The 13098-nt window shown below is 58.7% G+C and carries 14 protein-coding genes; 7 read left to right on the forward strand and 7 right to left on the reverse strand.

The features are described from left to right. Positions 1 to 14: 14 nt before the first annotated feature. A complete protein-coding gene (gene secB, locus AC6I9R_RS00960; RefSeq protein ID WP_461426978.1) occupies positions 15 to 533 on the forward strand; it encodes a protein-export chaperone SecB in 519 nt (172 codons plus the stop codon). Position 534: 1 nt separating this feature from the next. Here the strand turns inward: secB and dnaQ are convergent, their stop codons facing one another. From dnaQ to AC6I9R_RS00980, 4 genes are read right to left on the reverse strand one after another with little or no spacing between them, the layout of a single operon-like run. Further along, positions 535 to 1230 (reverse strand): DNA polymerase III subunit epsilon, encoded by a 696-nt coding sequence (dnaQ, locus tag AC6I9R_RS00965; protein WP_461426977.1) that lies wholly within the window; start codon positions 1228 to 1230, stop codon positions 535 to 537. 3 nt (positions 1231 to 1233) lie between these two features. Then, positions 1234 to 1818 (reverse strand): dephospho-CoA kinase, encoded by a 585-nt coding sequence (coaE, locus tag AC6I9R_RS00970; RefSeq protein ID WP_461426976.1) that lies wholly within the window; start codon positions 1816 to 1818, stop codon positions 1234 to 1236. After that, positions 1815 to 2651 carry a shikimate dehydrogenase gene (locus tag AC6I9R_RS00975; protein WP_461426975.1) on the reverse strand — a complete coding sequence of 279 codons (837 nt, stop codon included), beginning with the start codon at positions 2649 to 2651 and terminating at the stop codon, positions 1815 to 1817. The genes coaE and AC6I9R_RS00975 overlap by 4 nt, the downstream gene beginning before the upstream one ends. Then, on the reverse strand, positions 2648 to 3415 hold the full coding sequence (locus AC6I9R_RS00980; protein WP_461426974.1) for a Maf family protein: 768 nt from the start codon (positions 3413 to 3415) through the stop codon (positions 2648 to 2650). The genes AC6I9R_RS00975 and AC6I9R_RS00980 overlap by 4 nt, the downstream gene beginning before the upstream one ends. A 370-nt stretch (positions 3416 to 3785) precedes the next feature. Between AC6I9R_RS00980 and rho the strand changes: the two genes are divergently transcribed. The 6 genes from rho to AC6I9R_RS01010 are packed head-to-tail and all read left to right on the forward strand — an operon-like array spanning position 3786 to position 10533. Next, the gene (gene rho, locus AC6I9R_RS00985) at positions 3786 to 5057 is read left to right on the forward strand and encodes a transcription termination factor Rho (protein WP_461426973.1); all 1272 of its coding nucleotides are present in this window, start codon (positions 3786 to 3788) and stop codon (positions 5055 to 5057) included. Between the two features lie 10 nt (positions 5058 to 5067). Continuing rightward, a complete protein-coding gene (gene mnmE, locus AC6I9R_RS00990) occupies positions 5068 to 6342 on the forward strand; it encodes a tRNA uridine-5-carboxymethylaminomethyl(34) synthesis GTPase MnmE (protein ID WP_461426972.1) in 1275 nt (424 codons plus the stop codon). Between the two features lie 2 nt (positions 6343 to 6344). After that, positions 6345 to 8219, forward strand: coding sequence for a tRNA uridine-5-carboxymethylaminomethyl(34) synthesis enzyme MnmG (gene mnmG, locus AC6I9R_RS00995; protein ID WP_461426971.1), 1875 nt, complete (start codon positions 6345 to 6347; stop codon positions 8217 to 8219). Further along, positions 8216 to 8851 (forward strand): 16S rRNA (guanine(527)-N(7))-methyltransferase RsmG, encoded by a 636-nt coding sequence (gene rsmG, locus AC6I9R_RS01000; RefSeq protein ID WP_461426970.1) that lies wholly within the window; start codon positions 8216 to 8218, stop codon positions 8849 to 8851. The genes mnmG and rsmG overlap by 4 nt, the downstream gene beginning before the upstream one ends. Next, positions 8852 to 9631, forward strand: a complete 780-nt coding sequence (locus AC6I9R_RS01005) for a ParA family protein (RefSeq protein WP_461426969.1) — start codon at positions 8852 to 8854, stop codon at positions 9629 to 9631. Then, positions 9631 to 10533 carry a ParB/RepB/Spo0J family partition protein gene (locus AC6I9R_RS01010; RefSeq protein ID WP_461426968.1) on the forward strand — a complete coding sequence of 301 codons (903 nt, stop codon included), beginning with the start codon at positions 9631 to 9633 and terminating at the stop codon, positions 10531 to 10533. The genes AC6I9R_RS01005 and AC6I9R_RS01010 overlap by 1 nt, the downstream gene beginning before the upstream one ends. A gap of 2 nt (positions 10534 to 10535) precedes the next feature. Here the strand turns inward: AC6I9R_RS01010 and hemW are convergent, their stop codons facing one another. Genes hemW through rph form a run of 3 tightly spaced genes read right to left on the reverse strand, consistent with a single transcriptional unit; the run spans position 10536 to position 13010 of the window. Further along, complete coding sequence (hemW, locus tag AC6I9R_RS01015; RefSeq protein WP_461426967.1) at positions 10536 to 11702, reverse strand: radical SAM family heme chaperone HemW; 1167 nt, start codon at positions 11700 to 11702, stop codon at positions 10536 to 10538. Beyond that, a complete protein-coding gene (gene rdgB / locus AC6I9R_RS01020) occupies positions 11689 to 12300 on the reverse strand; it encodes an RdgB/HAM1 family non-canonical purine NTP pyrophosphatase (protein ID WP_461426966.1) in 612 nt (203 codons plus the stop codon). Before rdgB ends, hemW begins: the two co-directional genes overlap by 14 nt. Next, on the reverse strand, positions 12297 to 13010 hold the full coding sequence (rph, locus tag AC6I9R_RS01025) for a ribonuclease PH (protein ID WP_461426965.1): 714 nt from the start codon (positions 13008 to 13010) through the stop codon (positions 12297 to 12299). Before rph ends, rdgB begins: the two co-directional genes overlap by 4 nt. Positions 13011 to 13098: the final 88 nt, after the last annotated feature.

Here is a 13098-nt window from a genome sequence, read left to right on the forward strand (position 1 = left end):
AAGGAGAATCCCTGATGTCCGACGCCTCTGCAAACGGCGACGCAACCGAAGGCGCCGCACCGGCAGCTGCTGCGCAACTTCCCAAGATGCAAATCCTGGGCCAATTCATTCGCGATCTGTCGTTTGAGAATGCCGCCGTCCAGAACGGTGTCGTGGCGCAGGGCCAGCCCGACATTCAGGTGCAGGTCGCGCTAGACGCGCGCAAGCGCACGACGGAAAACCAATACGACGTCATCATGAAGCTGAAGGTCGACAGCAAGACCAAGGACGAGGAGGATCCCAAGGCGATCTTCCTGATCGAGCTTGAGTATGGCGGCGTTTTCCTGATCGAGAATATTGCCGAACAGCAGTTGCATCCGTTCCTGATGATCGAATGCCCGCGGATGCTGTTCCCCTTCGTGCGCCGCATCATCTCGGACGTGACACGCGATGGCGGCTATCCGCCACTGAACCTCGATCAGATCGATTTCGTGGCGCTTTACCGTCAGCAGATCGCAGCGCGTCAGGCGCAGCAGCCGGTGGGAACTGCGTAACCTAGCGCAGCTTCGACCAGACGGTATCGTCCCCCAACGCATCGACAAAGGCCGCATGGGCGGCCTTTTCCGTGTCTGACAAACGCGAGGGCAGCGGATTGGGACGCGGACGCGGACGCCAATTGTCGTCCTGGTGACGCGTCGTCGTGGATTGCTCCTGCGACAGGCTAAGCCCCTTTTGGCGCCCGCCGGTCAGCTCCAAATACACCTCTGCCAAGATCTCGGAATCGAGCAATGCGCCGTGTTTTTCCCGGGCAGAGTTGTCGATCCCGAAACGGCGGCACAGGGCATCAAGCGACGCCGGCGAGCCGGGAAACTTGCGGCGGGCGATTTTCAGCGTGTCGAGGGCTTGGTCATTGGGCAGGGCGGGTCTTCCCGCCCACTCCAGCTCAGCATTCAAGAAGCGCATGTCGAATTCGGCGTTGTGAATGACCATCTTGGCGTCACCGACAAAGGCCAGAAAATCATCGGCAATGGCAGCGAAGACGGGTTTATCGGCCAGGAAGTCTTCCCCGATGCCGTGCACCTCGAACGCCTCTTTCGGCATGTCGCGCTCGGGCTGGATGTACTGGTGATAAGTCTTGCCTGTCGGTACCTGGTTGAACACCTCCACGGCGCCGATCTCCACTATGCGGTGGCGGGGCGTGTCGTAGGGGTTGAGGCCCGTGGTTTCGGTGTCGAGGACGATCTCACGCATCTATCATGTGTCCTTGGTCAGTTTAGACACCAAATGTGCCACGTCTTCACGGGTGCCGTCCAGAGTCTCGGTCTCGATAACGTATGTAGCCCGGGCTCGCTTTTCGGCGTCCGGCATTTGCCGGGAAAGAAGGTTTTTCAGCGTTTCTTCCGAGGTGCCACGGGCAAGAACCCGGCGGCGTTGTTCTTCCGGGGACGTTGTGACGACAAGGGTGGCATCGTAAGCCGCGTCGCCGTTGGTTTCAAATAGAAGCGGGATGTCAAAAACGATCAGGGGCGCATCGGCATGTGCCGCACGGAAAGCGGAACGGTCTTGGGCGACCAGCGGATGAACGAGAGCCTCGATCTGTTTGAGAATCGCGGGGTCTTTGGCGATGGCGTCACGCAGAACGCCGCGGTCAACGGCGCCGTCTTTAGTCGCGTTTGGGACAAGCGCCTCAATCGGTCCGACGGCTGCACCATCCTCGCCGTAGAGCTTATGGACCGCCACATCCGCATCCCATACCGGCACGCCAAGCGCGCGAAACATGTCGGCGGTCGTGCTTTTGCCCATCCCGATGGAGCCGGTAAGGCCTAGAACAAAGCTCATCCCGACAGCACAGCGGCGCGTAGATCATCGTCGACCATGGGCGTGTAGCTGAACCAACGCTCAAACCCCGGCACGGCCTGATGCAGTAGCATCCCAAGTCCATCGACGGTTTCGCACCCCCGCGCGGCGGCTTCTTGCAACAGGTCCGTTTCCAGCGGGGAGTAGACGATATCCGTGACGACCGTGGGCGGCGACAATCGGGAAAGGTCAATCGCAAGGGGGTTTTGGCCGGTCATACCCAGCGACGTCGTGTTTACGATCAGCGCGGCATCGGCAATGAGATCCGGGATGTGGGTCCAATCGGTGGGGGAGACCCGGGCGCCAAATTGCTCTTTCAACCCATCGGCGCGGGCGCGGGTGCGGTTGGCCACATGCACGACCGGCGCGCCATCGGACACCAGGGCGGAGACGATCGCCTTGGCCGCCCCGCCCGAGCCAAGGACAAGCGCGGGACCGGCGGAGGCCGTCCAGCCCGGCAGGGTTTGCCGGATGTTGGAAAGGAACCCCATGCCGTCGGTGTTGTCGGCTTGAATTTGCCCATTGGCGGTGAACGTCAGCGTGTTGGCGGCACCGATCAAGGCGGCGCGATCCGTCACGGTGTCAGCGAGGGACAGGACCAGCTCTTTATGGGGGAGGGTCACGTTGACGCCCACGAAGCCCATGCGCGGCAGGGTCCGCAGCGCGTCGGGAAGATCCGCATGGTTAATGTGAAGCGGCACGTAGTGCCCCCGCAGGCCATAGCGCTTCAACCAGTGGCCATGGAGGCGTGGCGACAGCGAATGGGAAATCGGGTCACCAATAACACCGGCGAGGGGGATCGTATCTTTGCTCATGGGCTCAGCATCCCGCGCATTCGAAGATAGGACAAGACCTGTAACAGCGGCAGGCCGAGGACAGAGAACCAATCGCCATCTATGCGGGAAAACAGTTGCCCGCCCAGGGCTTCGGCCTGGTAGGCGCCAACAGATCCCGACACCTCAGGCCAGGCTTGGTCAAGGTAGGCATCGATCTCGGCGTCCGTGAGTGCATGCATCGACAGACGTGCCGTGCCGACAGCCCGCCAGACCGGCTTTGCGTCCTCGTAGACGACAGCTGCCGAATAGAGGTGGTGGGTTTTTCCCGATAGACGGCGGAGGTGATCTGCGGCCTCTGATCTATCCGATGATTTGCCAAAAACCTCGCCCTTCAGCGCCAAGATCTGGTCCGATCCCAAGATGAGGGCAGTCGGGTGCTTTTCGGCCGCTTTACGTGCTTTGAACTCAGCCAGGGTATCCGCGATATCACGGGGGGAGGCATCATCTGCCTGCAGCGACCTGCGGATCGCATCTTCATCGATTCGAACAGGCGACGATTCGAATTCTACCCCAGCCTTTTTGAGCATCGAGGCCCGTGTCGGGGAGGCGGAGGCAAGGACGAGCTGCAACATGTTTGGGATAAGTCTGTGGAATTGTTTTGGACCGAGGCGGGGAGCGGTGTTCACAAAAGGGCGGGTTTTGAGTGCCTTCGCCAAACTGCCCGAGTTCTCGTGAAAAGGCCAAGGGGTTTTGCCCGGGGATGAACTGGACGTGCTTTGCGCGTGGAGAACCGAGTTATCCATGCTTATCCACAAAGAGTCCAAGGAAGTTTGAGCTTTGATGTTCCAATTAAAACATTGAATTTGTGATATTTATTTGGTTTCCCGACTTCCTCACCAGCCTTGTCATAACGCGGAGACATTGAAAGTGGATTTGTGAGTAAGCACTTGAGAACTGGGTTATGTCAGAAATCCACGGCCCTACTACAAACGACAAGAAAACTTCATTTTCTTATTTCATTATAGTTAGACGCGGGCCTAGCCCGTGAGTTGACAGGACAGGGCCCAAGTCATATCTCCCTAATCGTACTCCGTTCGGGGCTACGACATCACACATAGAAGACACGATAAGCTCGCGCCGTGGCGCTGAGCGATGTGCACGTTGGATATTTCCATGACAGTTGAAACGCTTCGCCTCGCTGACCTGAAAGCGAAAGCCGCCAAAGACCTTTTGCCCATGGCGGAAGAGCTTGAGATCGAGAACGCCTCCACCATGCGGAAGGGGGACATGATGTTCGAGATTCTCCGTGAGCGGGCGGAGGAAGGCTGGGAGATTTCTGGCGATGGTGTATTGGAGGTTTTGCAGGACGGTTTTGGGTTCCTGAGAAGCCCGGAGGCAAATTACCTGGCTGGACCGGATGATATTTACGTCTCGCCCGAGATGATCCGTCAGCACTCGTTACGGACGGGCGATACAGTTGAGGGCGTGATGTCGGCGCCGAAGGAGAATGAGCGGTACTTTTGCCTGGTCAACGTCACTCAGATCAACTTTGGCGATCCGGCCCAAGCCAAGCATAAGGTTGCTTTTGAGAACCTCACGCCGCTCTATCCGGACGAGCGGATGACCATGGAGATTGAGGATCCGACGATCAAGGATCGCTCGGCCCGGATCATCGACCTGGTGTCGCCGATTGGTAAGGGTCAGCGCAGCTTGATTGTGGCGCCACCCCGGACCGGTAAGACGGTGCTGCTTCAGAATATTGCCCATTCGATTGAGACAAATCACCCGGAATGTTTCTTGATCGTCCTGCTGATCGACGAGCGGCCAGAAGAGGTCACGGACATGCAACGCTCGGTCAAGGGTGAGGTGATCTCCTCGACCTTCGACGAGCCGGCGACGCGCCACGTGGCGGTGTCGGAGATGGTAATCGAGAAGGCGAAGCGATTGGTGGAGCATAAGCGGGATGTTGTGATCTTGCTCGATTCCATCACGCGGCTCGGTCGGGCGTTCAACACCGTTGTGCCGTCGTCTGGTAAGGTCCTTACCGGCGGTGTGGACGCGAACGCCTTGCAACGCCCCAAGCGGTTCTTCGGTGCAGCGCGAAACATCGAAGAGGGGGGTTCCTTGACGATTATTGCGACGGCTTTGATCGATACCGGCAGCCGGATGGACGAGGTGATCTTTGAGGAATTCAAGGGCACAGGTAACAGCGAGATCGTTCTGGATCGCAAGATCGCAGACAAGCGCGTGTATCCAGCCATGGACATCCTCAAATCCGGCACCCGGAAGGAAGACCTGCTCGTCGACAAAGGGGATCTTCAGAAGACCTTCGTTTTGCGGCGGATTTTGAACCCGATGGGTACGACGGACGCGATCGAGTTCCTGATCTCGAAACTGAAGCAGACCAAGACGAACTCTGAATTCTTTGATTCGATGAATACCTGAGGGGTGCGCCGTGCAGACGATTTTCGCTCTGGCAACGGCCCGGGGGAAAGCGGGTGTTGCGGTCATTCGGGTCTCCGGACCTGATGCTTTTGACGTGGGGCGTCAGCTGGTTGGAACTTTGCCAGGGCACGGCGAATTTCGATTGCGGAACGTGATGTCATCCACTGGAGAGGTGTTGGACCGCGGGCTTGTCTTGGCGTTCAAGGGCCCGGCCAGTTTCACTGGCGAGGACACGGTAGAACTCCAATTGCACGGAAGTGTGGCAGTGGTGCGGGCCGTGGAAGACGCGATCCGCGCGACGGGGCTGGCGCGTATGGCAGAGGCGGGAGAGTTCACCCAACGCGCCCTGTTGAACGACATGTTGGATCTGACCCAGGTAGAGGGTCTGGGACGTCTGATTGACGCCGAGACGGAGGCGCAAAGACAAGTTGCTCAGGCGAGTTTTGAGGGCGGTCTTTCTGGCAAATCTGCAGGCTGGCGCGCGAAATTGATCCGAGCTGCGGCGCTGTTGGAGGCCTCGATTGACTTTGTGGATGAAGATGTGCCGGTCGATGTCACACCGGAAGTTCGCGAACTTCTGGAAGGGTTAAGACGCGAGTTTGACGGTGAAATTACGGGCGCCCGTGTTGCGGAAAGGTTGGGTCATGGCTTCGAGGTTGCACTGATTGGGGCGCCTAACGCGGGAAAATCAACGCTACTGAACGCTTTGGCGGGCCGTGATATTGCGATCACGTCTGATGTTGCCGGGACAACGCGGGACGTGATCGAGGCGCGGCTTGATGTATCAGGGCTTCCGGTGACGTTTCTGGACACTGCTGGGTTGCGTGAAACGGAAGATACCGTTGAGAGGATTGGCGTCGACAGGGCGGTTGACCGTGCCCTTGCGGCCGATTTGAGGGTTCTGCTTGAAACGGATGATTGGGTGGAACCAGAGGCGCTGGTCGGACATATCGACTTAAGGTGCCGCGCGAAGGCGGATCAGGGAGGTGGTATCTCTGGTATTACCGGTGTGGGCATTGACGATTTGCTGCGGGATATAGAGCAGACGCTGGGTGAGCGGATGGCGAAGGTGCGCTCCGCTGTTACAGAACGACAGCGTGAGGGAATTGAAGGCGCTTGGCGAGCACTAGGTGTGGCGTTGGACGTGCTGAACTCTACGGGCGAGTTGGAATTGGTTGCTGAACATACCAGGGAAGCTCAACGCTTGCTTGACTCGGTCATTGGGCACGTGGATGTAGAGAACCTCTTGGGCGAAATTTTCTCTCGGTTCTGCATCGGGAAGTAGGAGTGTTTCACGTGAAACATCCAGAATTTGACGTGATCGTTGTTGGGGGCGGGCATGCTGGCGTTGAGGCGGCGGATGCCGCATGCCGTGCCGGCGCGCGGACAGCGCTGATTACGCTGCGAAAAGACGATCTTGGCGTGATGTCCTGCAATCCGGCGATCGGGGGGCTTGGGAAGGGCCACCTGGTGCGGGAAATTGATGCGCTGGGGGGTGTTATGGCTGTGGCCGCGGATGCGTCGGGCATCCAATACCGGTTGCTGAACCGCAAGAAAGGCGCGGCTGTTCAAGGGCCTAGAACGCAGTCCGACAGGGAACTGTATAAACGAGCCATTCAACGCCATGTCGCAAGGATTTCGTCTCTGACTGTGTTGGAGGGCGAGGTCGCTGACCTTGTCGTCAAGAGCGGTACGGTGGCCGGTGTGGTGATGTCCGATGGTCAAGAGATCGCGGCCCAAGCGGTCGTTCTGACGACGGGGACTTTTCTGCGCGGTGTCATCCACATCGGCGATGAAGCGAAGTCTGGTGGGCGTTTTGGCGCGAATCCCTCGGTCAAACTGGCCGAGCGCCTGATGGCGATGGATCTTCCCATGGGGCGCCTGAAGACCGGAACGCCGCCCAGGCTTGCCGGAAAATCGATCGCCTGGGGCAGTCTCGATACACAACCGGCCGACGAGGATCCCTCGTACTTCTCGTTTCTGACAGCACGCATCCAGGCGCAGCAAATCGCCTGTGGCATTACCCATACAAACCAGACGACCCACAATATTATCGAACAAAACCTGGCTCGTTCTGCGATGTACGGGGGTCATATCGACGGTGTTGGCCCGCGCTATTGCCCGTCGATTGAGGATAAGGTCGTTCGGTTTGCCGATAAGTCGTCGCACCAGATCTTCCTAGAGCCGGAAGGCCTGACGACAGACGTGATCTATCCCAACGGGATCTCGACCTCGCTGCCCATGGACGTGCAACTGGACTATGTGCATTCCATTAAAGGTCTGGAGCAGGCGGTGATTCTTCAGCCGGGCTATGCGATCGAATATGATTACATCGATCCCACATGCCTGAATGCGGAGCTTGAGTTGCAGGACCATCCAGGTTTGTTCCTGGCGGGGCAGATCAACGGCACGACAGGATATGAAGAAGCGGCCGCACAGGGGTTGGTCGCTGGATTGAATGCTGCTTCTCGTGCTCTTCAAAAAGAACGTATCACGTTCAGTCGACGCGAGTCCTACATCGGCGTGTTGATTGATGACCTCGTAACTCGGGGCGTTTCGGAACCGTACCGCATGTTCACTTCCCGCGCTGAATATCGCTTGTCGCTACGGGCGGACAACGCGGATCAGCGTCTGACGCCTTTGGCAAAGAGCCTCGGGCTGATTTCGCAAGAGCGTCAGATCGTTTTCGAAGATAAGATGGAACGACTTTCATCTGGGCAGGCGATCCTGGATCAATTGCTAATCACGCCTAAGAAGGCGGCGGCGGCAAGAATGACCGTTAACTCTGACGGAAAGAAACGCACCGGTGCCGAATTGCTTGCGTTCCCCACGGTCGAGTTGACCGACCTGGAACCTCTAGAACCTTCGCTTTCCAGCATCGACGAAGCCACCGCGAAACAGCTGAAGATCGAAGCGACCTATGCGATCTATATCGAACGCCAAAACCGCGATGCCGCCGCACTCAAACGCGACGAAGCTAAGCCGATCCCAGAGGACTTCCCGTACGACTCAGTCGTTGGCCTATCGAACGAGCTGCGTTCTAAGCTCCTGAAAATCCGCCCAACATCCCTTTCCCAGGCCGGACGAATCGACGGAATGACACCGGCCGCGCTAGCTCTGATCCTTACCAAACTCCGTCATTTGCAACGTCTCTCGGCATGACGACCGACGAGGCAAAGGCATGGATCGCGGAACGTGTTTCACGTGAAACAATGGAGCGGCTGGAGCTTTTTCATACCCTCCTTCTTAAATGGCAAAAGACAATCAATCTTGTTGCCCCGTCCACCCTTGATGAAGCGTGGAGTCGTCATTTCGTCGACTCCGCACAGATCTTCGAACTGGTGCCAAAGGCCGCGACCCATTGGCTCGACTTGGGCTCCGGAGGCGGATTTCCAGGTCTTGTCGTTGCCGCGATGGCCCGCGATACCCAGCCACAGCTCTCCGTAACTCTCGTGGAAAGTGACATCCGAAAGTGCGGCTTCATGCGAGAGGCCGCAAGAAAAATGGACGTCCAAGCGGAAATCCTGGCGCACCGTATCTCCGACATCCCGCCCCAATCCGCCGATGTGATCTCTGCCCGGGCCCTCAGCCAGCTTTTGACCCTTATCGACCACGCAACACCGCATATGACGGCGAAGACGTGCCTGCTTTTCCCAAAAGGCAGCTCCTACAAAGCAGAGCTTGAATCCCTGTCGCTCGACTGGCAATCCAAAGCTGACGCTATCGCCAGCGTGACGGACCCCGATGCCGTTGTGCTTCGGTTTCAAAACGACATCGTTGGAAGAGATTGCTAAATGCGGATCCTGTCGATCACCAACCAGAAAGGCGGCGTGGGCAAAACCACAACGGCGATCAACCTCGGCGCCGCCTTGGCTGCAAGCGGGAAGTCCGTTCTGATCGCGGATCTTGACCCTCAGGGGAACGCATCGACGGGCTTGGGCATCGATGCGGGCGCCAGGGAACGCACGACCTATGACCTTTTGATTGACGGCGCCGCATTGGAAGACGTGGCGATCCCGACGGAAGTCGAAAACCTCTCCATTGCGCCCGCGACCACAGATCTCAGCTCAACGGATGTGGAGCTTGGGCAGCGCGACAATCGTGTGTTCTTGCTGAAAGATGCCCTCAAGGAATCAACGGCAACCTATGATTACGTGCTCATCGATTGCCCGCCGTCGCTCAGCCTTCTTACCCTCAACGCGCTCGTCGCTTCCGATGCCATTCTGGTACCTCTTCAGGCCGAGTTCTTCGCGCTGGAAGGCCTGTCGCAACTCATGCTGACCGTCCGAGAGGTGCGCGAAACCGCCAATCCCTCGCTCCGCATTGAAGGCGTTGTTCTCACCATGCACGACGCACGCAACCGCCTCAGCCGCCAGGTTGAGGAAGACGCCCGCGCCAATCTCGGGGATTTGGTGTTCAAAACCATGGTGCCCCGCAATGTCCGCCTAAGCGAGGCGCCCTCTTTTGCCATGCCGGTGATCGCCTACGATCCCGCCTCAAAGGGAAGCCAGGCCTATCTGGATCTGGCACAAGAGCTCATGGACCGCGAAGTTCCGATCAAGGAGGCGTCATAATGGCCAGAAGCACAGATAAAAGGGGACTTGGCCGCGGCTTATCCGCCCTTATGGCGGACATCGAGCCTCACGCGACAACTCCCGAGGCATCTGAGTCCCCGGTGACTCCCTCAAGGGCGGAGCGGTTGATTCCGGTTGAGCAGATCAGCCCCAACCCCGATCAACCCCGTCGGCACTTCTCGCAATCCGCATTGGAAGAACTCGCCGCTTCGATCCGAGAGAAAGGCATCATCCAACCTCTCATCCTGCGCCCCGATCCCAAGGATACAACCCGTTTCCAGATCGTCGCTGGCGAACGCCGCTGGCGCGCCGCGCAGATCGCTCAACTCCATGATCTGCCCGCCATTGTGCGCGATTTCGACGATACGGAAGTCCTCGAAGTCGCCATTATCGAAAACATCCAACGCGCTGACCTCAACCCTGTGGAAGAGGCCCAGGGCTATCGCCAGCTAATGGAAAAGTTCGGCCACACCCAGGATCAACTCGCCACGGCCATGGGGAAAAGCCGAAGCCACCTCGCCAATACGATGCGTCTCCTGCAACTCCCGGATGAGATTCAAAACCTCCTGCAGGAAGGCCTCTTGTCCGCAGGACATGCGCGCGCCTTGATTACGGCGGATGATCCGATCAACCTCGCCAGGCGCGCAGTCAAAGACGGCCTGTCGGTGCGAGAGGTGGAGAAGGCCGCAAAGACCCCAGCCAAGTCCAGCAAGAAGACGTCGCGAGGCAAGGCCCCGCAAAAGGACGCTGACACACGGATCCTTGAAAGTGATCTGTCGCGCATCCTCGGGATGGGCGTTGTGATTGATCACGACACCGACGCGGGCGGTGGAAAATTATCTATTAAATACAAAGACCTATCTCAGCTTGATGATCTTCTGCGTCTTCTGAACACGACCTGAGGCTAGGCCAAAAGCTCTCTCAGGATGCCGTTCAGGACCGGTCGACCTTTCGGCGTCGTCCGAAGGCGCGATCCGGATTGGGTCAACAGCTCAAGCTCCGTCAGCTCCCTCACCTTTCCCTGATCCAACTCTCCCCCGCGTAGACGCGAAAAGCGTTCTAAATCAGAGCCTTCGTCCAAACGCAGAGACATCATCAGATATTCCTCCGCCTGTTCCTCCCATGTAATTTCAACACGCGCACTTTCACCTGACCCACAGGCCGCAACGGCATCGAGCCATGCCTGAGGCTGTAGAAACGTCTCGGTCCCGTATCGCCGTCCCTTCAAAGTCACACGACCATGGGCGCCGGGCCCAATTCCCACGTAGTCCCCAGCCCGCCAATAGATCAAATTGTGCCGTGACTGCCCGAAATCAGCCGCATGGTTCGACACCTCATAGGCCGGCAACCCCGCGGCACCGCAAAGGTCCTGGGTCAGCTCATACATATCCGCACTCAAATCTTCGCCCGGAAGGCCCTTCAACCCGCCCCTCGCATGGCGAGCCCCAAAGGCCGTCCCAGGTTCGATTGTCAGTTGGTAGAGCGACAAGTGATCAGCCGCCAAATCCAGCGCTTCAGCCAACTCACCACGCCAATCCCCCAGGCTTTGGTCCTGTCGCGCGTAAATCAGATCAAAGCTCACCCGCTCAAACGTAGACCTTGCAATATCGATGGCCGCATAGGCCTCGCGAACCGAATGCAACCGGCCCAGTCGCTTCAGGTCCGCGTCATTCAGCGCCTGAACGCCGACAGAGACGCGGTTAACCCCCCCGTCCCGATATCCCGCAAACCGACCCGCCTCGACCGACGAAGGGTTCGCCTCAAGCGTCACCTCTAAATCATTTGCAACGGGCCAAAACCGCCTTACCGTCTCTAGAATCGCGGCAACACTCGCTGGTTCCATAAGCGAAGGCGTGCCCCCGCCAAGGAAAACGCTGCCCAAGGTGCGACCGGGCAGCTCTGCGGCGACCCGTTCAATCTCGGATAGATACGCCCGCAGCCAGGAACTTTGGTCGATACGGGCCGAAACGTGGCTGTTGAAATCACAGTAGGGGCATTTGGCTTCACAGAACGGCCAATGGATATAGAGGCCAAAGCCCCCCGCATTCCAATCCGCCTCACCCGTCGCCAAAAATCTTCACCAGTTGTGCCACAGCTTTCGCCCGATGGCTGATCTTGTTCTTTTCCCAACGGTCCATCTCTCCGAAGGTCACGTCATAGCCGTCGGGCTGGAAGATTGGATCATACCCATGGCCCTCCTCTCCCCGCATCGGCCATACGACTTGGCCCTCCATCACACCGGGAAACACCTCATCATGGCCATCGGGCCATGCCAGAACGAGGGTGCAGCAAAACCGCGCGACACGGGGATGCGTCGCCCCGATCGCTTCCAACTCGCGGTGGGTCCGCTCCATCGCCATCCGAAAGTCCCGTCCGTTGGGTGTTTCAGCCCAATCGGCGGTATAAACACCCGGCGCGCCGTCCAAGGCGTCAATCTCGATCCCGCTATCATCGCTCAACGCGGGCAATCCAGTCGCCTTCGCGGCTGCATGGGCCTTGATCCGGGCGTTGCCGACGAAGGTTGTCTCCGTCTCGTCCGGCTCCGCCAACCCATGGTCCTTGGCGCCCGTCACGCGGATGCCCAACGGCTCCAACAGGTGCCGCATCTCATCAAGCTTGCCTTGATTATGGGTCGCCACCAGAAGCTGATCGCCGGTAAACCGCCTCACGACGTCGCCGCAGCCTGCGCTTTGACAAGCTCCGCGATGCCCTTCTCCGCCAGCCCGTAAAGCTCATTGAACTCATCGCGAGAGAATGTCGCCCCTTCCGCGCTGGCTTGCAGCTCCACCACTTTTCCGGCGCCTGTCATGATGAAGTTTCCGTCGGTCCCTGCTTCCGAATCCTCCGGATAATCGAGGTCGAGCACCGGTTGGCCCGCATAGATCCCGCAAGATACGGCGGCGATATGGTCGATGATTGGATCCGTGACGATCTCGCCAGATTTCAGAAGCTTGTTGATCGCCAGCCGCAAGGCGACCCATCCCCCCGTGATCGAGGCGCAGCGCGTCCCGCCGTCGGCCTGGATCACATCGCAATCCACGGTGATCTGACGCTCTCCCAAGGCTGAGCGGTCAATGCCTGCCCGCAAAGACCGCCCGATCAACCGCTGAATCTCCTGCGTCCGGCCCGATTGCTTGCCCGCCGCCGACTCGCGCCGCATCCGGGTGTGTGTGGCGCGGGGCAACATGCCGTATTCCGCCGTTACCCACCCAAGGCCAGAGTTCTTTAGAAACGGCGGCACGCGCGCCTCCAGCGTGGCGGTGCACAGCACATGCGTGTCGCCGCAGCGGATCATGCAAGACCCCTCCGCATGGCGTGTCACATCGGTCTCAATGGAAATGGCGCGCATTTCGTCTAGGTTTCGGCCGGAAGGACGCATAAATATCTCCTGATACACCGGGGATGATGGTGCTGTCGGGATAGTCCGGCGCAGTGTCATCCTGCAACCCCGAACGCCCACCAAACGC

The organism is Gymnodinialimonas sp. (genome assembly GCF_059726805.1).